This is a genomic window from Corynebacterium comes (assembly GCF_009734405.1).
GTDB lineage: Bacteria > Actinomycetota > Actinomycetes > Mycobacteriales > Mycobacteriaceae > Corynebacterium > Corynebacterium comes.
Genome location: NZ_CP046453.1, coordinates 2,057,738 through 2,079,172, shown reverse-complemented (window position 1 = coordinate 2,079,172; position 21,435 = coordinate 2,057,738). Strand labels below are relative to the sequence as shown.

21 protein-coding genes are annotated in these 21,435 nt (G+C 67.7%); 10 read left to right on the top strand and 11 right to left on the bottom strand.

The features are described from left to right. Positions 1-13: 13 nt before the first annotated feature. Genes CETAM_RS09965 through CETAM_RS09950 form a run of 4 tightly spaced genes read right to left on the bottom strand, consistent with a single transcriptional unit; the run spans position 14 to position 3,596 of the window. Positions 14-646 (bottom strand): LppP/LprE family lipoprotein, encoded by a 633-nt coding sequence (locus tag CETAM_RS09965; protein WP_156228717.1) that lies wholly within the window; start codon positions 644-646, stop codon positions 14-16. A 40-nt stretch (positions 647-686) separates the two neighbouring features. After that, the gene (locus CETAM_RS09960) at positions 687-1,856 is read right to left on the bottom strand and encodes an alpha/beta hydrolase (RefSeq protein ID WP_156228716.1); all 1,170 of its coding nucleotides are present in this window, start codon (positions 1,854-1,856) and stop codon (positions 687-689) included. 16 nt (positions 1,857-1,872) lie between these two features. After that, on the bottom strand, positions 1,873-2,571 hold the full coding sequence (locus CETAM_RS09955; protein ID WP_156228715.1) for a YoaK family protein: 699 nt from the start codon (positions 2,569-2,571) through the stop codon (positions 1,873-1,875). Positions 2,572-2,621: 50 nt separating this feature from the next. Further along, a complete protein-coding gene (locus CETAM_RS09950; RefSeq protein ID WP_156228714.1) occupies positions 2,622-3,596 on the bottom strand; it encodes a hypothetical protein in 975 nt (324 codons plus the stop codon). 138 nt (positions 3,597-3,734) lie between these two features. Between CETAM_RS09950 and CETAM_RS09945 the strand changes: the two genes are divergently transcribed. The 4 genes from CETAM_RS09945 to CETAM_RS09930 all read left to right on the top strand — a co-directional run bounded on the left by CETAM_RS09945 (position 3,735) and on the right by CETAM_RS09930 (position 8,803). Further along, positions 3,735-4,373 (top strand): DsbA family oxidoreductase, encoded by a 639-nt coding sequence (locus tag CETAM_RS09945; RefSeq protein WP_156228713.1) that lies wholly within the window; start codon positions 3,735-3,737, stop codon positions 4,371-4,373. A gap of 195 nt (positions 4,374-4,568) precedes the next feature. After that, positions 4,569-6,722, top strand: a complete 2,154-nt coding sequence (locus CETAM_RS09940) for a catalase (RefSeq protein WP_156228712.1) — start codon at positions 4,569-4,571, stop codon at positions 6,720-6,722. A 37-nt stretch (positions 6,723-6,759) separates the two neighbouring features. After that, positions 6,760-7,332, top strand: a complete 573-nt coding sequence (locus tag CETAM_RS09935) for a metallophosphoesterase (RefSeq protein WP_156228711.1) — start codon at positions 6,760-6,762, stop codon at positions 7,330-7,332. An 85-nt stretch (positions 7,333-7,417) separates the two neighbouring features. Next, on the top strand, positions 7,418-8,803 hold the full coding sequence (locus tag CETAM_RS09930) for a YeeE/YedE thiosulfate transporter family protein (RefSeq protein WP_156228710.1): 1,386 nt from the start codon (positions 7,418-7,420) through the stop codon (positions 8,801-8,803). Here CETAM_RS09930 and CETAM_RS09925 read toward each other — a convergent pair. After that, on the bottom strand, positions 8,800-9,579 hold the full coding sequence (locus tag CETAM_RS09925) for an aldose epimerase family protein (RefSeq protein ID WP_156228709.1): 780 nt from the start codon (positions 9,577-9,579) through the stop codon (positions 8,800-8,802). The two genes, CETAM_RS09930 and CETAM_RS09925, sit on opposite strands and share 4 nt — an antisense overlap. Positions 9,580-9,611: 32 nt before the next feature. On the opposite strand from CETAM_RS09925, the gene CETAM_RS09920 reads away from it, so the two are divergent. The 3 genes from CETAM_RS09920 to CETAM_RS09910 all read left to right on the top strand — a co-directional run bounded on the left by CETAM_RS09920 (position 9,612) and on the right by CETAM_RS09910 (position 12,233). Beyond that, positions 9,612-10,883: an alpha/beta fold hydrolase gene (locus CETAM_RS09920; protein WP_156228708.1), complete on the top strand. Its 1,272-nt coding sequence runs from the start codon at positions 9,612-9,614 to the stop codon at positions 10,881-10,883. Positions 10,884-11,012: 129 nt separating this feature from the next. Further along, the gene (locus CETAM_RS09915) at positions 11,013-12,017 is read left to right on the top strand and encodes a bile acid:sodium symporter family protein (protein ID WP_156228707.1); all 1,005 of its coding nucleotides are present in this window, start codon (positions 11,013-11,015) and stop codon (positions 12,015-12,017) included. A gap of 66 nt (positions 12,018-12,083) precedes the next feature. Beyond that, entirely contained in the window at positions 12,084-12,233 is a 150-nt protein-coding gene (locus CETAM_RS09910) for a hypothetical protein (RefSeq protein WP_156228706.1), read from the top strand. Between the two features lie 96 nt (positions 12,234-12,329). Here the strand turns inward: CETAM_RS09910 and CETAM_RS09905 are convergent, their stop codons facing one another. Continuing rightward, positions 12,330-13,268 carry a ribokinase gene (locus CETAM_RS09905; RefSeq protein ID WP_156228705.1) on the bottom strand — a complete coding sequence of 313 codons (939 nt, stop codon included), beginning with the start codon at positions 13,266-13,268 and terminating at the stop codon, positions 12,330-12,332. Beyond that, positions 13,265-14,284: a LacI family DNA-binding transcriptional regulator gene (locus tag CETAM_RS09900; protein ID WP_156228704.1), complete on the bottom strand. Its 1,020-nt coding sequence runs from the start codon at positions 14,282-14,284 to the stop codon at positions 13,265-13,267. Before CETAM_RS09900 ends, CETAM_RS09905 begins: the two co-directional genes overlap by 4 nt. Before the next feature lie 149 nt (positions 14,285-14,433). Between CETAM_RS09900 and CETAM_RS09895 the strand changes: the two genes are divergently transcribed. The 3 genes from CETAM_RS09895 (at position 14,434) to thpR (ending at position 16,706) form a co-directional block, all read left to right on the top strand. Beyond that, positions 14,434-15,585 carry a hypothetical protein gene (locus tag CETAM_RS09895; RefSeq protein WP_156228703.1) on the top strand — a complete coding sequence of 384 codons (1,152 nt, stop codon included), beginning with the start codon at positions 14,434-14,436 and terminating at the stop codon, positions 15,583-15,585. 70 nt (positions 15,586-15,655) lie between these two features. After that, positions 15,656-16,150: a hypothetical protein gene (locus CETAM_RS09890; RefSeq protein WP_156228702.1), complete on the top strand. Its 495-nt coding sequence runs from the start codon at positions 15,656-15,658 to the stop codon at positions 16,148-16,150. Positions 16,151-16,172: 22 nt separating this feature from the next. Then, the gene (gene thpR, locus CETAM_RS09885; protein ID WP_156228701.1) at positions 16,173-16,706 is read left to right on the top strand and encodes an RNA 2',3'-cyclic phosphodiesterase; all 534 of its coding nucleotides are present in this window, start codon (positions 16,173-16,175) and stop codon (positions 16,704-16,706) included. A 13-nt stretch (positions 16,707-16,719) separates the two neighbouring features. On the opposite strand, the gene CETAM_RS09880 is transcribed toward thpR, so the two are convergent. From CETAM_RS09880 to CETAM_RS09865, 4 genes are read right to left on the bottom strand one after another with little or no spacing between them, the layout of a single operon-like run. Next, the gene (locus CETAM_RS09880) at positions 16,720-18,150 is read right to left on the bottom strand and encodes an ATP-binding cassette domain-containing protein (protein WP_156228700.1); all 1,431 of its coding nucleotides are present in this window, start codon (positions 18,148-18,150) and stop codon (positions 16,720-16,722) included. Next, complete coding sequence (locus tag CETAM_RS09875) at positions 18,147-18,962, bottom strand: ABC transporter permease (protein ID WP_156228699.1); 816 nt, start codon at positions 18,960-18,962, stop codon at positions 18,147-18,149. The genes CETAM_RS09880 and CETAM_RS09875 overlap by 4 nt, the downstream gene beginning before the upstream one ends. Beyond that, the gene (locus tag CETAM_RS09870) at positions 18,959-19,909 is read right to left on the bottom strand and encodes an ABC transporter permease (RefSeq protein WP_407923920.1); all 951 of its coding nucleotides are present in this window, start codon (positions 19,907-19,909) and stop codon (positions 18,959-18,961) included. The genes CETAM_RS09875 and CETAM_RS09870 overlap by 4 nt, the downstream gene beginning before the upstream one ends. Then, positions 19,906-21,417 (bottom strand): ABC transporter substrate-binding protein, encoded by a 1,512-nt coding sequence (locus CETAM_RS09865; RefSeq protein ID WP_156228697.1) that lies wholly within the window; start codon positions 21,415-21,417, stop codon positions 19,906-19,908. Before CETAM_RS09865 ends, CETAM_RS09870 begins: the two co-directional genes overlap by 4 nt. Positions 21,418-21,435: the final 18 nt, after the last annotated feature.

Genomic DNA, 21,435 nt, shown 5'->3' with positions numbered 1-21,435 from the left:
AATCCACACAGTATCAATGCGGGATGGTCGCTGCTGGCCCTTGATTCGGAATCTTTCCGATCGCCTCGACCTTTTCCCCGTTCCACCAGAAACTCAGGTCCGTGCGGTAGCGCTCGGCCTCCGCGTTCGGCGCCTGGTCGCGTTCCATCGCCTCGAAGTCGACCACGCGGGTGTGCACCGATTCGGAGTCGGCCTCCGTCACGTACATCGACTGCGGCGCCAGCGCGCCGACCCCGAGGTAGTCGCCCCGGTGGAAGAGCATGAGCTGGCTCTGCTTAAGGGGATGAGTGGAGCCGGTGACCCACACCAGGGCGTAGGAGAGTTCCGCACACGGATCGTAATTGGACTGGCCGTAGTACTCCCAGCCCTCGCCCCGGGCTGCCGGCGGGGGAACCTGCCACAGGTTGTCGGGGATGGCGGAGGCCTGTGGATCAACTCCGCAGGCTTCCGTGGGGGTGGGCCCCGGCGAGGGCGCCGCGATGCCCGTCGGGGCGGCCACTGGGGCGGAAACTGTGGCGGTGACGGTCGACGTCAGCGGCTCCGGCGCCGGGGTCCCGCTTCCTCCGGCACAGGCACTGAGCAGCAGGGGGAGGAAGACCGTCAGCGCCGCGGCTGCCCGCGTGGAGGCGTAACCCAGGATGGCCATGGCACTGATCCTAGGGCACTGCGTGACCCCGCGACATCGCTCAGAGCAGGCGGTGTCTGATCGCGTCCCAGGCCGGCTGCAGCTGCTCGCTGTAGTTGGCCCAGTTGTGGACGCCGGAGTCCTTGTAGTCGACCGTCTGGTGGGTCATGCCGCGCTCGCGCATTGCCCGGTCGAGCTGCTCCGTGCAGTGCAGGACGCCTCGCTCGAGGGTGGCGCCGGCCGCCATGTTGAAGAAGGGGTCGTCGTCGTAGGTGGCGCGGTCCTCATCGCTGATCACACCGTTGGCGGCCGACAGGTAGACGGCCATGTCGCGCAGGCCCTCCGGGTTGGCGGTGGTGTCATGGGCATCCCACGCCTCAGAGCCGTAGGGGCCCCACATGTTGTCCACGTCCCCGCCCCGGGAGGCGACGACAAGGTTCACCATCTGCCGACCGACGTTGTCGGTGGGGGAGTAACAGCCGGAGATGCCGAAGGTGGCGTCGAAGAGCGCGGGGTTGGTGTTGGCGATGTGGACCGCGCCGATGGCGCCCATGGACAGCCCGCCGATGCCGCGATGGCCGTTGAAGTTCAGTTCGGATTCGGCCTCCAGAAGGGGCGGGAGTTCCTCGGTGAGGAATGTCTCCCACATGTGCCTGCCGAGCGCGGGGTCGTCCTGCTGCCAATCGGAGTAGAGGGACGCACCGGCGTGGGTGGGCATGACGAGGGTGACGTTCTCGTTGCCGAAGACCCGCTCGGCTGCACCGTTGTTGATCCAGCCGGAGCTGGGGGTGGATCCGCCGATGCCGTCCAGCAGGTAGATCATCGGTGCAGGGGCGGTCGGATCGGCGGCCTTCTTGATCTGGACCTCGACGACCCGCGCCATCGAGGGGGAGGTCACGTACCAGCGTTCGACGCGCTCGGCCGGCCGCTCCACCTTCTTGTCGACGACCGCGGCTTCCGTGATCGTTTCATCGGTCTCCAGCGGGTACCTGTCATCGCTGGAGAGCAGCGGACCGCCGAGCGGTATCTCGGAGGAGCCGATGAGTGAGAGGGAACTGAGCGCCCCGCCCAACGAAGAGCCCGAGGAGGTCGGACTCGAGTTGGTGGTGACCACGAGGTCACGCAGGGCGTTGTCCGAACCGGCCGGAATGGCCTGGGCCTGGGCCACGGCGGGGACGGTGAGAGCTACCGCAGTGGCAGCGGTGAGAAGACGACGGGAAAGTTGACGCATGAATAAAAACTTAGCATCAGCTGGGATCAACCTGAATTTTAACCACTGCTCCATGGCGGCGGCCGTACGTGCGCACGAGGAGCGCCACCCCGGTTATCGCCCAGGTCAGCAGGGCGACCGGGATGAGTGAGGCGATCCCCAGGTAGCCGTAGACGACCGCTCCGGTGAACGCACCGAGGGTGAGACCCGCCCACATCTTCAGGTGGCCCAGCCATGCGGAATGGGGGCCGCCGAAGAAGGCGTCGACGAAACGCTGACCCATCTTCACCAGGGTGCCCGTCATGTAGGTGAGCGCGATGGAGACCTCACCCTCGCGCTCGAAGATGGAGTTCATCGCGCCGATGCCCAACGAGGCGACGATGATGGCGATCCGCGGGGCGTCGAGAAGCACGAGCAGTGAGGCGATGGAGAAGAGCACGCACATGTTGACCATCACCACCTCGCGCACCCGATCCGGGCGGACGCGGCGTTTGGCCAGCCGACGCACCAGCGCGCCCTCCATCACGCCGAGGAGGAAGAATGCGACGGCCGAGCCGGCCAGTACCGCGAGGTCGGCGTTGCCCTCGACGGCGGAGGTGGCGATGCGGGTGGTGTTGCCGGACATGAACGACAGGAACACGCCCCCGAGGAAGAGGAAGCCGATGGAGTCGACGAAACCGGCGATGAACGCGAAGCTCACCGCCAGATTCTGCTCACCGGCGGTGTGGCGCTGCACTCAGACACCGCTCCTTGAGTTAACTGTGTGTCGGTTGACGGACCTCCAGTCTATGCGGTGACAGGCGCGGTGTCCCCACGCAGCAGATCCTCGACGGCTTCCGCGGCGCGGAAAACCTCGCTCCACCGGAACTGATTGGGCATGGGCTCGCCCGCGACATAACGGTGGTACCAGTCCGTCCGGCGGCTGCGCTGTGGAATCCACAGCCTCTCCAGGGCGATGTAGGCGGCGGCCTCGGACTCCGGTCCGCGCTGCGTGCCGCCCTCGACCGTCGGCCCCCAGAGCTTCTCCACGTAGCCCAGGTGGATCTCCGCCAGGCACCGCGCGATCTCCACGATGACGTCCCGCCCGACGTCCGGGTTGATCCGCAGGCGGTACCACGCATCCGAATCGTTGAGCATGGGATCAGGCGATTCACCCGGGGAGGGGCGCTGATCGACATAACACCACGACGTCTCGCCCTCCCAGTCCTTCTCCCAGGTGGCCACCGCCCCGATCTTCCAGAGGTTGCCCAGCATCTCCACCCGGCGCATGGGCATCTTCTTTTCCGCGGCGGCGGACGTGAACTCGGCGTACGCCAGGGTGGGTTCCGTGACATAACCCAGGCGTTTGCGCCAGCCGCCCACCGCATCCCGGTAGTCGCACAGATGCATGCCCGGTGGATGGACCCGCCGGGTGTGGACGGAAAGGTAGTGATCCTCGAAGCGGATGCGTCCGTCCCAGGCACGTTCCGGGAGGTGCTCCTTTCCGGGTGTCGGGGCGGCCGCTTCGTGGGGAACTTCCAGCCGGACCGCGACGGCCCGCTCCGTCGGCTCGTAGCCGAAGGCCTCCCACTCCGCGGCCGGACGAAGTTGGAGTCCGTTGACCAGGCCGACGAGCGCCCCGAAGTCCCTGACGCGGGGAAGGTCCATGGAGTCAGCCAGCTGCATGGCCGCAGACACTGCCTGGGGGATGCTGAGCTGCGGCATGGCGCGGACGAGCTCCACCGTGAACTGCTGAGTTATTGCACGTTGCTTGAGATCCACGACTGCTGATTCCTTTCACTTCCCTGCCGGAACAGTGGTAGAAATCACAGTTTACGTGGGATGTGTTTCAGGGTAAAGGATGTTGCCGCTTTGAGATGTGGGGGGAACATCGGGGAGCTGGGCGGCGTTGTTCCTGACATGAGAATCGATATCTGGTCCGACTACGTCTGCCCCTTCTGCACCGTCGGCGAGCGCCACCTCAACCTCGCCCTGGAGAACTTCGAGGGGAAGGATGACGTCGAGATCGTCTGGCGCAGTTTCCAGCTCGACCCGGACGCCCCGAAGGAATCCGCCGGCAACGCCCTCGACTATCTGGTGCGGGTCAAGGGCATGGGCGAGGATCAGGTCATCGCCATGAACGACGGGCTCGCGGCCCGCGCGGCGGAGGTCGGGCTCGAGTTCAACTGGCGGGAATCCCTCATGGTCAACACGATGGACGCCCACCGTCTCGGTCACCTGGCGCGCCGGGACGACAAGGGCGTCGAGTGGGACGAACTGGTCAAGCACGGTTACTTCACCGACGGCAGGAACATCGCCGACCATGAGCAGTTGCGCGCCTTCGCCGACCAGGTGGGTCTGCCCCGCGAGGACGTCGATTCCACCCTGGCAGATGAGTCCGCCTACTCCCGGGAGGTCATGGCGGATATTGCGCTCGCCCGCCAGATCGGCGTCCAGGGCGTGCCCTTCTTCGTCTTCGACGGCAAGCTCGCCGTCTCCGGTGCGCAGCCGGTCGAGGTGTTCGCCCGGGCGCTCGAGCAGATCGCCGCGGAGGGCTGATCCTTGGCCTGAGGTGTGTCCTGGGTCACTTCTTGTCCGACAGTTGGCCGGCCTCTCGCCGGGCGTTTCACCCCTCTCAGCTGCCATAACGGCGAACTTATCTGTGGGGGAGTAGCGTGGCCGCACCGGCTGGGAGCCGGTGCGCGTGGCCGCCACGCAGACGACATGACTGACCCTGACCGACAAGGACAACTCATGACCTCCAAGAAACGCCAGCCCAGCAAAACCCGGTCCGAGCAGCCGGTGATCCCCGGGGCCCCGGCCCCCCGGCCGCCGAGTCTCGAGGAGCCGACCACCCCGGCGGCCCCGCTGCCACCGAAGGATGATCAGCTCCCCCCGGCCAATGTCACCGCGACCGGTTGCCCGTTCCAGCCCGGCGCGGATGCGGACCCGAACCCGCGGGCCCAGCAGGGTGAGTATCTGACCACCTCCACCGGCCAACGCGTACCGGAGACGGACAAGTCGCTCAAGGCCGGTCCGCGTGGCCCGGTTCTGCTGCAGGATCATCATCTGCGGGAGAAGATCACCCACTTCGATCATGAGCGCATTCCGGAGCGGGTCGTCCATGCCCGCGGTGCCGGTGCGCACGGGGTGTTCGTGGGAAACGGGGCGGCCGGCGACATCTGCTCCGCGGGTGTGTTCGCGGAGGGCAGGGAGACCGAGGTCTTCGTGCGTTTCTCCACCGTGCTGGGTTCCCGTGGTTCGGCCGACACGGTGCGCGACACCCGCGGCTTCGCCACGAAGTTCTACACCGGTGAAGGCATCTGGGACCTGGTGGGAAACAACATGCCGGTCTTCTTCATCCAGGACGGAATCAAGTTCCCGGACGTCGTGCATGCCGCCAAGCCGCACCCGGACCGTGAGATCCCGCAGGCGCAGAGTGCCCATGACACCTTCTGGGACTTCGCCTCCCTGCACACCGAGGCTCAGCACCACACCATCTGGAACATGTCGGACCGTGGCATCCCGCGTTCCTATCGGATGATGGAGGGGTTCGGCGTCCACACCTTCCGGCTGAGCAACGACAAGGGTGAGACCACCCTGGTGAAGTTCCACTGGAAGCCGAAGCTCGGTGTGCACTCCCTGGTCTGGGAGGAGGCGCAGATCGCCGCCGGCGTTGATCCGGATTTCCACCGCCGCGACCTGGCGGACGCCATCGAGGCCGGCGCCTTCCCGCAGTGGGATCTCGGTGTCCAGGTCTTCCCGGACACCGAGGAGGAGATGTTCGAGGGCATCGATCTGCTGGACCCGACCAAGTTCGTTCCGGAGGAGCTGGCGCCGGTGCGCATCATCGGCACGATGACGCTGGTGGCCAATCCGACCAACTTCTTCGAGCAGACTGAACAGGTCGCTTTCCATCCGGGGCATCTGCCCCCCGGCATTGACGTGACCGCCGATCCGCTGCTGCAGGGGCGACTGTTCTCCTACATCGACACGCAGCTCACCCGTCTGGGTGGCCCCAACTTCAACCAGATTCCGATCAACCGCCCGCATTCGCCCGTCAACGACATGCTCCGCGACGGCTTCCACCAGCACGCCAGCCATGTCGGCGTGGCGCCGTACCATCCGAACTCCCTGGACGGCGCCAACCCGTTCCCGACGACGGAGGGCGCGCGTATCGACGTCCCGGTGCCCCTGCCCGAATCCGCCGTCGTCCGTGAGCAGTCCGCCACCTTCGACGACCATTTCTCGCAGGCGCGCCTGTTCTACCTCTCGTTGACCGGGGTCGAGCAGCGGCACGTGGCCGAGGCCTACTCCTTCGAGCTGGGCAAGTGCTACGAGGAGAACATCAAGACCCGGCAGTTGTCCGCCCTGGCGCAGATCGACACGGAGTTGGCAGCCACGGTGGCGAAGAACCTGGGCCTGCCCGCGCCGGAGAAGGTCAAGCTCGCCAAGGCCACCCCGAGCCCTGCGCTCTCGCAGATCGGTCAGGAATGGCCCGTCGACGGTCGGCAGATCGGTATTCTCACCACCGCCGACACCCCGGCGGACCAGGTGGCTGAGCTCGTGGCCGCCATCGACGGGGCGGGTATGGTGCCCCTGGTCGTCTGCGAGCACGGTGGCACACTCGGCGGAGCCAAGGGCGGTGTTCCGGTCTCGCGCACCTACGACACGGCCCGTTCCATCGAGTTCGACGCCGTGGTGGTCGTGGATACGCCGGAGCGCTATGAGGTCGACGTGATGCGGGCCGAGGTGTTCCGGCACCAGAAGGCCATCGTGCTCCCGGAGAGCCTCGAGGGCGTCCGCGTCGACACGTCCGCCCCGGGCGTGATCACGGTGTCCTCGCTTGCCGACGCCGTGGACCAGCTCCTCCCGCTGCTGCGCACGCACCGCGTGTGGGAGCGTTAGGGCCCGTATCTTTTCGTCTGCCACTACGGTGGGGTGCATGGACGTCTGGTTCACCTCTGACCTGCATCTCGGCCACCAGTCTGTGGCCCGCCTGCGTGGATTGGAGGTGGCTGACCATGACAGGCGGGTCCTCCGGGGTATCCGTGACCTGCCCGCGGGGGACAGGTTGTGGGTGCTGGGGGACCTGTCGCGGGGTGGGGCCGAGGAAGAGCGCCGTGCCCTGAGCCTGCTCGGGGAGCACGGCTCCCACCTGGAGATGCACCTCGTGCCGGGCAACCATGATTCGTGCCATCCCCTCCATCGCTCGTCGTTCCGGATGCAGCGGGCGTTTCTCGGGGTGTTCGAGTCGGTGCAGCCTTTCCAGGCGATGAGGTGGCGGGGCAGGAACGTCTTCCTCTGCCACTTCCCGCGACCCGGCATGGATCATCCGGGGATGGCGTCGCGCCATGACGAGGTGCGTCTGGACGTGGATTTCCTCGTCCACGGCCACCTGCATTCGCCGCAGCCGAGAAGCGGGTACGGGTTGGTCGATGTGGGGTTGGATGCCTGGGGGATGAAGCCGGTGCGTCAGCTCGCGGTGGAGAAGGTGCTCTTCGATAATGAACCGTAGGGTACGTGAATAATAGACAGAACTGTTCGCAATGGTGTACCTTCAGGAACCATCAACAGATGAACTCCTTCTGAAAGGTGGATCCATGATCCTCACCGGTCTGGCCGTGGGAGCAGTCCTCGGCATCGTCATGCAGCGCGGGCGGTTCTGTGTCACGGGCATGCTCCGCGACATCTTCCTCCAGAAGACGTGGCGCAGCTTCGTCGCGCTGCTCATCGTCATCTCGGTGCACGCCGTTGGCATCGCGGCTCTGACCAGCGCCGGGGTCATCGCCCCCACCTACAGCAACTTCGCCCCGCTCGCCGTCATCGGTGGTGGCTTCATCTTCGGGCTGGGCATCATCCTCGCAGGTGGTTGCGCCTCCGGTACCTGGTTCCGCTCGGCTGAGGGCCTGGTGGGCTCCTGGATCGCGCTCATCTTCTACGCGCTGTCCGCCTCCGCGATGCAGACCGGCGCCCTCAACTGGCTCAACACCGGCGTGAAGTCCTACGACACCTCGCTGACCACCCTGCCCGCCACCTTCGGCGTCTCCCCGTGGTTCTTCGCCATCCCGCTGGCGATCGGCACCGCGCTGGCTGCCCGCCACTTCCTGGCCAAGGAGGCCGCGCAGCCGAAGGTTGCCAAGCTCAACGGTCCCCGTTGGCGTCGTCCGCTGCACATCTACACCGCAGGTGCACTGGTCGGTCTGATCGGTGTCATCGCCTGGCCGCTGTCCGCCGCCGCCGGCCGCAACTCCGGCCTGGGCATCACCGGCCCGACCGGCAACATCGCCAACTTCATCGTCACCGGCGACGGCGCCAAGGTCGACTGGGGAGTCATGCTCGTCCTCGGCCTGTTCATCGGCGCCTTCGTCGCGGCCAAGGCCTCCGGCGAGTTCCGCATCCGGGTGCCTGACGCCACCACCGCCCTCCGCTCCGTCGCGGGTGGCGCCATGATGGGCGTCGGCGCTGCCCTGGCCGGTGGCTGCACCGTCGGCAACGGCATGGTCCAGACCGCCCTGTTCAGCTACCAGGGCTGGATCGCCCTGCTGTTCATCGCGATCGGCGTCGGCGTCGGCGCCAAGCTGTGGCTCAAGCCCTCCGTCGCTCCGGTCCAGGCCGGCACCTACTCCACCGAAGAGTCCCTGGGCCAGGCCCCGACCTCCGCCGAGGACAAGGTCATCGCCCCGGCTTTCGCGGTCGCCGTCGGCGCGGTTGCGCTGAAGACCGCTCCGGAGAAGACCCGGAAGGCACGCCCGCTGGGCCAGGGCCGCTACGCACTGGACACCCTCGGTGCGGTGTGCCCCTTCCCGCTGATCGAGGCGAAGGACGTCATCGACACCCTGGACGTCGGCGAGGAACTGGTCATCGACTTCGACTGCACCCAGGGCACGGAGACCATCCCGCGCTGGGCCGCCGACAACGGCCACGAGGTCACTGATTTCCAGCAGACCGGCGACGCCGGCTGGCAGATCAGCATCCGCAAGAACTAACCCGCTTCGCCGCGGGCCGCGCGCACGGTCACGGTCATGACCAGGCGCCGCTCCTCGGCGGGCCCCAGGTGCACTCCGGAGAGATCCGGACCGAGCAGCGCGGGCTCCACGCACAGGAAATCCGACCACTCGCCGTCGCCGACATCACTCATGTCGGCGGCGGCTTTGTCGCCCGGGTTCCACACGATGGTGGAGTCGGCGCCTTCGGCCGCCACGGTGATCACCCGGTCCACGTCGCGGATCGAGACCTCCCGCGAGGACAGGAAGATCCGGTCGAACTCGCCGGACACGGTCACCTCCCCGGACCGGGTGCTCCGCTCACCGGTGACACGGTCCAGAGCCGAGACTCCCTCCAGGCCGGACACCGCGACCGAGGCCACGTGGCTGACCCGGAAGTAGGGGTGGAAGGCCAGCTGGATCCTCCGCTCCTCCTGCGACTCGTTGTGGCAGGTCAATTCGAGCCGGACGCCGTGGTCGAGCTCGCGGACATGGAGCCGGAGGCGGATGCCCCCGTGGGCCACCTCGGCCCGGAAGCTGCTCCCCTCGGCGGTGACCTGCCACGTGGAGGTGCGTGCCCAGCCGTGCCGGGGGGAGAGGCCGAGGAGGTCGGCGAACCAGGGCGCGATGACGGGGACGCCGCCGCGGATGGCGGTTCCTTCGCCGGAGCCGGTGGTGGAGGAGAGGTACAGCAACTCGCCGTGGTCGGTGTCTGTGCTGATCAGGTGGGCTCCGGAGGGGCTCATGCGCATGCGTCCGGCGGTCAACAGGTTGTCCATGCCTTCCCAGGTTAACCACTAGAGTGGTCGGAATGTTGGCCACCACCTCGCGCACCATCCACGGCGTCACCGTCCGGGACCACACCCTCACCGTGCCCTGGGACCGGGCGAACCCGGGGGAGAGCCTCGAGGTGTTCGTCCGCGAGCTCTCCCCGGACGATGCGCTCCCGCCGCTGCTCTTCCTCCAGGGCGGCCCCGGATACGCCGCCCCGCGCCCCACCACCCTCGACGGGTGGCTCGCGGAGGCGCTCACCGATCACCGCGTGTTCCTCCTCGATCAGCGCGGCACCGGCCGTTCCACCCGGCTCGACCGCTTCGCCGATCCGGAGCTTCTCGACGCCGCCCATCTCGCCCTGCTGCGCGCCGACCACATCGTGGCCGACGCCGAGGATCTGCGTCGGGCCCTGGGCATCGGACGCTGGGACGTGCTGGGCCAGTCCTTCGGCGGCTTCTGCGCCACCACGTACCTGTCGCGCCACCCCGAATCGATCCGGTACGCGTACTTCACGGGCGGTCTGCCCGGCATCGACAACCACGCAGACGAGACGTACCGCGCCACCTACCGGAAGCTGGGGGAGCGGCACCGTGCCTTCTATGACCTCGTGCCCTTCGCCGAGTCCCGCATCCGCGAGATCTGCCACCACCTCAACAACGCCGACGAGCGTCTCCCCACGGGGGAGCACCTGAGCTCACGGCGCTTCCGCACCATCGGCGTCGAGCTGGGCCGGGCCGCGGGCTTCGAGACCCTCGCCGCGCTTCTCGACGCCCCCTTCCACCACGTCCGCGGCGAAAAGCGCCTGCGGGGTGACACCCTCGCGGAGCTCTCCTCCCGCCTGTCCTCCGAGGCAGCCCCCCTCTACACCGCCATCCACGAGACGATCTACGGCGGCGTCGGCCCCGGGCCCACCGCCTGGTCGGCCCACTGCGTCCGTGAGGAATCCGCGGGATTCGAGGAGAACCTGGACCCGGTCCACGACACACGCTTCTACCTCACCGGCGAACACGTCTACCCCTGGCAGTTCGAGGAGGACCCGGCGCTGCACGCCTTCCAGCCGAGCGCGGAGACACTCGCGGCGAGGGAGTGGGAGGGGTTGTACGACGCGGCGTCGATAAGCAGTTCGCCGGCGGTGTGCGCGGCGGCGGTCTACCGGGACGACATCTTCGTGCCCCGTGAGCTCTCGCTGGCCACGGCCGACGTCTTCCGCGACATGCGCGTGTGGCAGACGGCGGATCATCAGCACGACGGGTTGCGGGTCGACGGCGCAGACATCTTCCGACGACTCCACGGCATGGTGCGCACATGAGACCTGAGTGATCTCCCCGCTCAAGGTGTGATCTAAGCTGCCGGGGAGCCTACCGGCCAAGCACCGGGCCGTGCCCACCCCTGTACGCCCCTCCCATGTGAATAAAGCAGTCTCACTCAAGGAGTCGTCATGACCACCCCCTCCCGATCGAAGGAGGACCGCTCCGCCGCGATTGCGGTCACCGCGTTCCCTCTCTTCATTCTCGTCGGCACCGCCCTCGCCTTCTTCTTCCCGGCACCGTTCCAGCCGCTCTCGAACTACATCACGTACTTCCTGATGATCATCATGTTCGCCATGGGACTGACCCTGACTCTGCCGGACTTCCAGGAGATCGCCCGACGCCCGTGGCCGATCCTGCTGGGCGTGGTGGCGCAGTTCGTCGTCATGCCGGTCGGCGCCATCCTCGTGGCGCGGCTGCTCGGCCTCAACGAGGCGCTGGCCGTCGGCCTGCTCATGCTCGGCTCCGTCCCGGGCGGCACCTCCTCCAACGTCATCACCTACCTGGCCAAGGGGGACGTCGCGCTGTCCGTGGCGATGACCTCGGTGTCGACCCTGCTCTCGCCGATCGTCACCCCGATGCTCATGCTGACGCTCGCCAACACCCGTACCGACGTCGACGGCGCCGGCATGGCACTGACCCTCGTCCAGACCGTTCTGCTGCCGGTCATCGGCGGTCTGGCGATCCGCTACTTCGCGGACAAGTGGATCGCCCTGATCACTCCCGTTCTGCCGTGGATCTCCATCCTCGGCATCGGCGGCGTCGTCTTCCCGGCCGTGGCCAACAACGCCGAGCGGCTCGTCTCCGTCGGCCTGATCGTCTTCGTCGCGGTGCTCCTGCACAACGTGTTCGGGTACGCCCTCGGCTACTTCACCGGCAGGTTGTTCCGGATGCCCGAATCCGCCAACCGCACCATGGCGGTTGAGGTGGGCACCCAGTCCGCCGGTCTGGCCTCCGGCATGTCCGCGAAGTTCTTCAGCCCGGAGGCCGCACTCCCGGGCGCCGTCGCCGCGGTCCTGCACAACATCACCGGCGCGGTCTACGCCTCCGTCGCCCGCAGGTTCCCCCTGCCGGAGGAGAAGGCGCCCGTCAAGGCAGGCTCTGAGCCGGAGCCGGAGAAGATGCCCGTCTCCTAGTTTCAGCTCCGGTGGGCTAAGGTTGGGCCACTGGTATCGAGTCGACCGTGAGGTACGGTGAGAAGCATGAAGCTGCCGGAGAACCGTGAGCATGTGGCCCTGTCAACGGCTGAGGTCACCGAGTTCGACCGATTGTCACACGAACTGGGGATCTTCGAGGTCTCCGAGGAACGCATCCTCTACCCGGGTATTCTCACCCAGGTTTTCGGAGGATAAGAGCTGGAACTTCCAGCCCTGACACAAGGAGTGCCCCGCGCCGGGATGGCGCGGGGCACTTGTGCTTTCGGCCGAGCCCTGGGATTCGAGTGGCCGTCACACTTCCGGCAGCTGGTCGTCTGGGCCCGGGTAGGACGTCTGGGCGCCGTGGCCGGTGGCCGCGAAAGCGCCCACCCGGGCGGCGTGGCGGGAAGCGGTGACCAGGTCGTCCCCGGCGACGAGGCGTGCCACGAAGGCGCCGGCGAAGGCGTCACCCGATCCGACGGTGTCCACGGCCGAGATGCGTGGTGTCGGGATCCTCGTGAGCCCGGTGGCGTCACCGACCAGCGCGCCATGGGCGCCGAGGGTGAGGACGACGGAGGGGAAGCCGGCGTCGAGAAGCGCGGAGACGAGCTCCTCGGGGACGTCTGAGCTGATGCCCGCGCCGAGCTGCTCGAGGATCAGGCCGGCCTCGTGCTCGTTGGCCATGATCGGGTCGGCGGCGAGCAGCGCCTGCCGGTCGACCTCGATCACCGGCGCCAGGTTGACCACCATGCGGCCGGTGCTCAGGCGGGCGGCCGCGGCGAAGCCCTCGGCGGGGATCTCACCCTGCAGCAGGACCGCCCGGGCGGAGCGGATGAGCGGAGCGCGCTCCTCCACGAATTCCGCGGTGACGGTGGCGTTGGCGCCGGGGACGACGACGATGGTGTTCTCGCCGCCATCGGAGACGGTGATCACCGCCAGGCCGGTCGTCTCCTCGACGGTGGCCACGCCGGACAGGTCCACCCCGGAGGAGCGGAGGAGTTCGGTGGCGGGATCCGCGTGGGCGTCGGCCCCCACCGCCCCGACCATGGCCACCGAGCCACCCTGCAGGGCGGCGGCGACCGCCTGGTTCGCGCCCTTTCCGCCCGGGGTGATTACCCCGCCGGAACCGAGGAGAGTCTCCCCGGGGCTGGGGTGGCGGGCCACCCGGACGGTGAGGTCGGCGTTGATGGAACCGACGACGACGATGTCCACCGGGGTCGGCGTGTCGGGGTGGGGCTGGGCGTCGCTCATGTTCGTACCTCATCTGCTGGTCGGATGAAATCGCTGGAGGGTCGGATGATCAGTGTCGTGGGGGTGGTGACGGTGGTGGGTGGGGAGGCTCCGGACATCAGGTCCACGAGCAGCCTGAGCCCGGTTCTTCCCAGCGTGGCGACGTCCTGGTCGATGACGCTCACCGGCGAGGCCTGCAGGCGCAGGGTCACGTTGTCGTCGTATCCGATGAAGGCGAGGTCCCGGCCGATGATCACCTTGCGCGCGTGGCATGCCTCGAGCGCGCCGACCGACATCATGGTGTCACCGGCGATGATCGCCTCGACCCCGCGATCGAGCAGGGTGAGGGTGCCTGCGTGTCCGTCCGCCCGCTCGTATCCGCCGCGGTAGATCTCCCGCTTCTCCACGCCGTGTCGTTCACACGCCGCCTGGAAGGCCGCGAGCCTGCTCACGCCCGTGGAGGTGGTCATCGGACCGGACAGGTAGCCGATGTGGCGGTGACCGTTCGCGAGGAGGTGGGCGACGGCGGCGTCCATGCCCGGGCGGGGGTCTGACGCGACGGTGCTCAGCCCGGTGGCGGGGAGTTCCCGGTCCAGCAGGACCACGGGGATGCGTGCCTTGCGCAGGCGCTCGAAGCTGGCTTCGGATCCGTTGTAGGGCACCGCGAGGATGCCGTCGACGCGTTGGGTCGCCAGCACGTCCAGCGAGGCGTTGAGCTGCCCCGGGTCCTCGGCGGTCGAGGAGATGATGGTGGACAGTCCCCGAGCGGTCGCCTCCTGCTGGATGACCTGGGCCATGGTGGCGAAGAACGGGTTGACCAGGCTGGGGATGGTCACCCCGATGACATGGGTGCGCGAGCTGCGCAGGGCCCTGGCCTGCGCGTTGGGGCGGTAATTGAGTTCCTCCGCGCACTGCCGGACCCGTTCGCTCGTCTGCTCGGTGATCACAGGATTGCCGGCCAGTGCCCGGGAGGCGGTGGACACGGACACACCGGCCGCGGCGGCGACATCCTTGAGCGTGGCGGGGGAGGGGTTCATGTTCTCTGGACTCCTTCCGGAGTGTGCAATCGTTTGCATTCCCGGCTTTCACACATGTTAAGTATGACATATGGCGTGCGTCAAGTAGCTCAGGTCATAGACGGGTCCCGGATCCATTCGTGCCGTCGGCCCCCAGTAGGATGTTGCACATGACTCAAGACGCTGACGCCGGCACGGATCTGATCCTGGTGGAGGGGGCTGAGGGAATCCTTGCCATTGGGTCCTCTTCTGCGCTGGAGGGCTGGCAGGCGTCGGCGGGCGTCGGCCGGATCACCCGGATAAGGCAACCCGAGAATCGGGTTCTGGCACTTGTCAATGATCTGCTCCCAGGGGCGGCTCAACCTGCCGCTTCCTTCCTGCAGCGTCCTGGGGTTGGAGGGGCAAACGCCGAGCTACGGCTGATGACCCGCGGGGCGAACGGTCGTTTCACCTCAAACACCCCGGTGGATCCGACGCAGTTTGCCAAGCTCGCCGGTGGACCTCAGATGATTGTGGTGCAGGCTGCTATTCAGGCGGTGAGCCAGGAGCTCGGGGAGATCCGGGAGGCTCTCGATGAGGTAAAGGAAGGAGTCGACGAGCTGCTGCGGGCGGCTGATGCGGAGCGTCTCGGAGACGTGTACGGGCGTCACCGTATTCTCCGCCGTATGTCCACTGATTTGCACGAAGGCCATCGACTGACGTCGACTGACTGGGAGGCAGTAGCATCCCAGGGGCCCATTCTTGAGGTGGGCACTGAAAAGCTCCGTTGTTACCTAGTGGCTCAGATGGAGACTCTGTCCGTTGATGATGTCCCTCGTGTGCGCGCCAAGGTGCTCAAGCGACTGGTCGACACGGGGCGGGTGGGCGACCTATTGAAACTTCTGGTTACCGCCCAGGAGTCTCTGGCGCTCTACCAGCGGATTCGGCTTGAGAGGGTGTATGACCGGGAACCGGAGGCAGTGGAGCAGACGGTATCCAGCATCAGCCGGATTCTGGAAGAGAACCTCAGCCTGGACACGAAACTGGCGGAGGAGTTCCGACGGGTACTCAACCAGGCTGCCGTCCTGCATCCCTCGGAGGGGTTCGACCTGTTTACCCGTCGATCGTTGGACACCAACCGGAAGGCCCTGGCTGAGGTCGTGGAGCAGTTCCTCCTCTACCGCGAGGCACAGAACGAAGATTGGGAGCTGGCGAACCATGCGGGATTCAAGGATGCCTTCGGGCATTTCCGTGACCGTGGTGCCGAAGCAATCAACACGGGTCGGCGGACGGCGGCGAAAGGACTCGGCGCGGTGGTCAACAAGATCGAGCCGAAGGAATAGTTGCCCGGTCTTGGGCAATGACAAGCGTCCGACCTGCCGGACGCCACGAACCCCGGTAGCGTCCATGGGTATGCCACGCCTACTCATCCCGGACTGGATCGCCTCCGAACTTGAGGCCGGCCGCACCCATCTGCAGCCCATGCTCGACTCGGCCCCCTTCGACCGTGCGGCTGTGCGTACCGTGGCCGGGTCCGGCGATTTCCAGATCATCGACGGGCACGTCCGTCGCGTGGAGCCTCCCAGCCCGTCGACGTGGTTCCCGCAGCTCGACCCCGCCCTCGCGCCCGCCGGCGAGGGCTGCTGGTCGCTGCCGGTGACGGTCACCGAGGAGATGTTCGCCGACGCCGCCGTCGCCGTCCCCCGGGCTCTCGGCGCGTTGATCCAGCTGCACCGTCACGGACACCGTTCCCTGTCCTCCCGCCTCGGCCCACAGGCCGCGATGATGGATGAGGTCGAGGTGAGCGTCGGCTCGATCACCCGCTTCCTGGTCGACCTGGGAGCGGCCGTCGGAGACACCGTCCATCTCCACGTCGACCGCGCCAGGAATTTCGACGTCACCCGGTAACCTGGCCCGGTAACCTGGCCAGATGAAGAGACTCTTCTCCGCACTGCTGCTTTCCGACGACACCCGCGAGCACCTCGTCCACGCACTGCGACCCTTCCGGGAGCAGCACCCGCAGGGCCTGAGGTGGACGGACCCGGACAACTGGCACATCACCCTGTGCTTCTACGGTGACCAGCCCAATGACCACACCGACCTGACGGAGCACCTCGCCCAGGCGGCGGGCGCCTCCGGCCCGCTGCGCCTCAATCTGCGCGGGGCAGGTTCCTTCGGCAACCGCACCCTGTGGATGGGCGTGGGCGGCGAGGTCACACCGCTCAAGGCCCTCATGGTGGACACCGTCATTGACCTGGACAATCCGCCACCCCCGCAGAAGCCGCACCTGACGGTCGCCCGCAGCCGTGAGCGCTGGTTGGTGGCAGACCTGGTGCATGCACTGGTGGTCTACGAGGGCCCGGGGTTCCTCTGTGACGAGCTGGTGCTCATGGAGTCCCGGATGGGTGAGGGCCGCTCCGCCGGACCCCGCTACGAGGTCCTGGAGCGCATCCGCCTGGGTTGAGCACCGCTGCTGATCAGAGCCGCGGGATGGCGGCCAGCAGAGAGCGGGTGTACTCGTGCTGCGGGTTGGCCCACACCTGCTCGGTGGGGCCGTGTTCGACGATCCGGCCCTGGTGCATCACGGCGACGGTGCTGCAGACCTGGCGCACCACGGACAGGTCGTGGGAGATGAACACCAGCGTCAGACCGTACTCGTCGACCAGACGGTCGAGCAGGTCAAGCACCTGGGCGCGGACGGAGACGTCGAGGGCGGAGACGGGCTCGTCGGCAAGCAGGATCTCGGGCTTGCCCGCCACCGCACGCGCGATGGAGATGCGCTGGCGCTGGCCACCGGAGAACTGGTGGGGGAAGCGCCCGGCCGTGTCCTCCGGCAGTCCGACCTCTGCGAGGACCTCCGCCACCCGGACCTGATCCGGGCGGCGCATCCCCTCGGCGACGGACCTGCCGATGCGGAGCCGGGGGTTCAGCGAGCTCTGCGGATCCTGGAAGACCACCTGGACACCCGCGTCGACGGTCACCGTGCCCGCGTCGGGGACGTCCAGCCCGGCGAACTGGCGCAGCAACGTCGTCTTCCCGGAACCGGAACCCCCCACCACGCCGAGGCGTTCGCCGCGGCGGACGACCAGGGACACGTGATCGAGTGCGAGGGTGGTGCCGTACCGCCGGGTGACGTTCTCCAGGGTCAGCACCGGGGTGCCCACCCCGCGCACCTTCGCGGGTGCGCCGGGCAGGGACGCCGCGACGAGTCGTTGTGTGTAGGGGTGCACGGGGGCGGTGAGGACCTGTCGGGTCTCGCCCTCCTCGACGACCTGACCGGCGGACATGACCAGCACCCGCCGGCACATGCGGTTGATCACGCCCAGGTCATGGGTGATGAAGAGCAGGGAGACGCCGAGACGGTCGACGAGGTCGTCGAGAAGGTCGAGGATCTGGTCCTGCACGGTGACGTCGAGGGCGGTGGTGGGTTCGTCGCAGATGAGCAGGTCCGGCTCGTTGGCCAGAGCCATGGCTATGAGCACGCGTTGGCGCTGCCCGCCGGAGAGTTCGTGCGGGTAGGCGTTCATGCGGGCGGGGTCGAGTGCGACCTGGGTGAACAGGTCGCCGACGTCCGTGCGGCCGGCGGCCTCGGCGACCTGCCGGCCCACGGTCATCAGGGGGTCGAGCGCGGTCATGGGTTCCTGGAACACCATGGACACCACCTGCCCGCGCAGGGTCCGCATGCGGCGGTCGGGGAGCCCGACGGTCTCCCGGCCCGCGATCTTCACCGAGCCTTCGGCCGCCAGTCCGCGGGGGAGCAGACCCATGATGGACAGCGCCGTCATGGACTTGCCGGAACCGGATTCGCCGATCAGGCCGACGCGTTCGCCCGGGTGGACGGTGAGGTGGATGCCGTCGAGCAGGCCCTCGCCGACGCGCAGATCCTTCACCTCAAGTACGGGTGTCATCGTCGGCTCCTCCGGGGATCCAGGACGTCGCGGAGGCCGTCACCGAGAAGGTTGAAGCCGAGGACGGTGAAGGCGATGGCCAGGCCCGGCCACAGTGCCAGCTGGGGTGCGGAACCCAGCGACGCCTGCGCGGACTGGAGCATCCGGCCCCACGACGGGTCGGGCGGAGAGGTCCCCAGGCCGAGGAAGCTCAGGGCCGCCTCGGCGAGGATCGCCAGGGCGAAGGCGACGGAGGCCTGCACGATGATCACTCCAGCGATGTTGGGCAGGACGTGTCGTCCCGCGATGATCAGGCCCGGCACGCGGGAGACGCGGGCGGAGGCGATGTAGTCCTCCGTCATCACCTGGAGGGTGCCGGCGCGGGCCACACGGGCGAAGCCGGGGATGCCGGCGATGCCGATGGCCACCATCGCGGTGAGGGTGGACGGCCCGAAGACCGCGCCGGTGATGATCGCCAGGAGCAGGGCAGGGAAGGCGAGCATGAGGTCCGCGCCACGCATGATCAGGGTCTCCGCCCAGCTGCGGCGCATGCCGGCGAGGATGCCGAAGGGCACGCCGATGAGCGAGGAGATCCCGACCGCCACCAGGCCGACGAAGAGTGTGATCTGGGCGCCGGCCATGATGCGGGAGAACACGTCGCGTCCGTAGCGGTCGGTGCCCATGAGGTGTTCGGGCGAGGAACCGAGCAGCCGGTCATAGGGCATGGCGTGGACCGGGTCGTAGGGCGTCCACACCAGGGACACCAGCGCCAGGAGCACGGTGACGCCGACGATGATCGCCCCGATCCAGCCGGAGACGGGCAGCCTTCTCATGCGCTCCTCCTGATCCGCGGATCGACGATCCGGTAGGTCAGATCGACGATGAGGTTGACCGTCAGCGTGAACACGACCAGCAGCATGACGATGGTCTGCACCGTCGTCAGATCGCGCCGGGCCACCGAATCCAGCAGCATCGAACCCAGTCCGGGAAGCAGGAAAACGCGCTCGATGACGACCGCGCCGACCACCAGGCTCGTCAGCTGCAGCCCCGTCACGGTGAGCACCGGCACTGCGGCGTTGCGCAGTCCGTGGCGCCACAGCGCCTCGCTTGTCGACGACCCCGTGGACCTCGCCGTCCTGATGAAGTCACGGTCCATGATCTCCAGGATCGCCGAGCGCACGTAGCGGGTGAGGATCGCCGCCTGCACCAGAGTGAGCGCAATGACGGGCAGGATGAGGCGCTGCAGGAAACCGCCGAAGTCCTCACCCGGCGGGATCCAGCCGCTGGCGGGGACCCAGCCGAGGTGCACCGCGAAGACGGTGACCAGGAGGATGCCGGCCAGGAAGGAGGGGACGGCGATGCCGATCTGCGAGAACCCGGAGATGAGGACGCCGTCGACGCGGTCGTCGCGACGCGCCGCCCACATGCCCATGGGCACGGCGATGAGCAGCGAGAGGACCATCGCCACGCCGCACAGGATCAGCGAGACCTGCGCCCGGTCGACCACCAGCGGGGTGATGTCCTGCCGGGATGCCAGCGAGATACCGAAGTCGCCGGTGAGCAGCCCGCCAACCCAGTCGAGGTACTGCACGGGCAGCGGACGGTCCGTACCCAGCCGGGTGGCCAGCTGCGCGACCGCCTCGTCTGTGGCCGTGACACCGAGCGCCACTCGCGCCGGGTCGCCGGGGATGGTGCGCAGCAGCAGGAAGATCACCACTGAGGCGAGCAGCAGGGAGAGCAGGAACCTCATCCCCAGTCTGAGAATCGTGCGGGCGATCACTGCTTCTCCATTCCCGCCAGTTCGAGGGCGTCGGTGACCACCGTCGGGTTCACGCCGGTGACGCCCGGTGCGGTGACGACGATGTTGGGCAGATTGAACACGGTCAGCGCGCCGGCCTCCGACATGATGGTGGCCACCGCCTGCTCCATGTGTTCCGACTGTTCCACAACGGTGACGGCGGTGTCGGCGGCGAGCAGGTCATCGCGGACCTGCTGGTTGTCGTAGCCCAGGTAGTAGGCCGGGTTGCCGAACAGGGCCGGAATGTCCCGGGCCTCCACGTGGGCGATGATCGACATGTCGTAGTTCTTCGCCGACATCACCTCCGCCAGCCACACGGCCGGGAACTCCACGGTGTTCAGGCGTACCTCGAAACCGACCTCGCGCAGCTGCGAGTACAGCAGCTCCGAGATGTTCTGCGCATAGGGGAGCGAGGGCACGGAGATGGCGATCTCCGGGGGATTGTCCGCGGTGAAGCCGGCGTCGGCGAGCAGCTCGCGGGAGAGGCCGGGGTCGAAGGGGGCGTAGTTGTCCCCGGTGAACCAGGGATCGGTCGGGGGGACGGGAGCGCCACCGGTGTCGACGGCCAGGCCCTCCCAGACCACCTGGTTGACGGCCTCGCGGTCCACGGCGTGGGTCACCGCCCGGCGCACCCGGGGGTCGTCGAAGGGGGCGCGGTTGTTGTTCATGGAGACGAGCACCTCGCCGTTGGTGGTGCCCACCCGGACGTCATAATCCTCCGGCAGGGTGTCCAGCAGCTCGGGGGCCTGCATCGCCCACACCACGTCGATGTCCCCGGAGCGCAGCGCGTTGACCGCGGAGGTCGCGTCCGAGAAGTAGCGGATCGCCGCGTTCCGGTTGGCGGGCTCACCCCAGTAGTTCTCGCGGACGGAGAAGGAGACGGACTCGCCGACGGCGAAACGCCGCAGCTCGTAGGGGCCGGTGCCGACCGGGGTGGTCGCCAGCTCATCGACGCCCGTCGGGGTCATCATCGCCCCGGTCAGCGTGCCCATCGACCACAGCCACCGCTGCGAGGGATGCGCCAGCACCACCTTCAGCGTGTGCTCGTCGAGGACCTCCGCGGACTCCACCACGTCCATCTGCGCCTTGAGCCCGTTGGACCAGGATTCCTGGACGTACTCGACGCTGAACTTGGCAGACTCCGCGTTGAAGGGCGATCCGTCCGAGAAGGTCACGCCCTCGCGCAGCCGGAAGATGTACTCGGTGGCGTTCTCGGAGACCTCCCACGAGGTGGCGAGGAGGGGGACGATGTCCCCGGCGGCGTCGATACGCACGAGGCCCTCATAGATGTTGCCCATCAGCGCCTGGGGGATCGCTGCGCCGCCGGTGGTGGTGAAGTCCAGGGAGGCCGGCACGGCGGTGGTGCCCACGACCACGGAGCCCTGTCCGGCGACGCGACCGACCTGGGTGGCGGTGGAGCCGGCGGAACAGGCGGTGAGCGCGACACCCGCCAAGACGGTGATCAGCGCGGCCGCGCGTCGAAGGGTCATATCTGCAGAGGTTAGTTC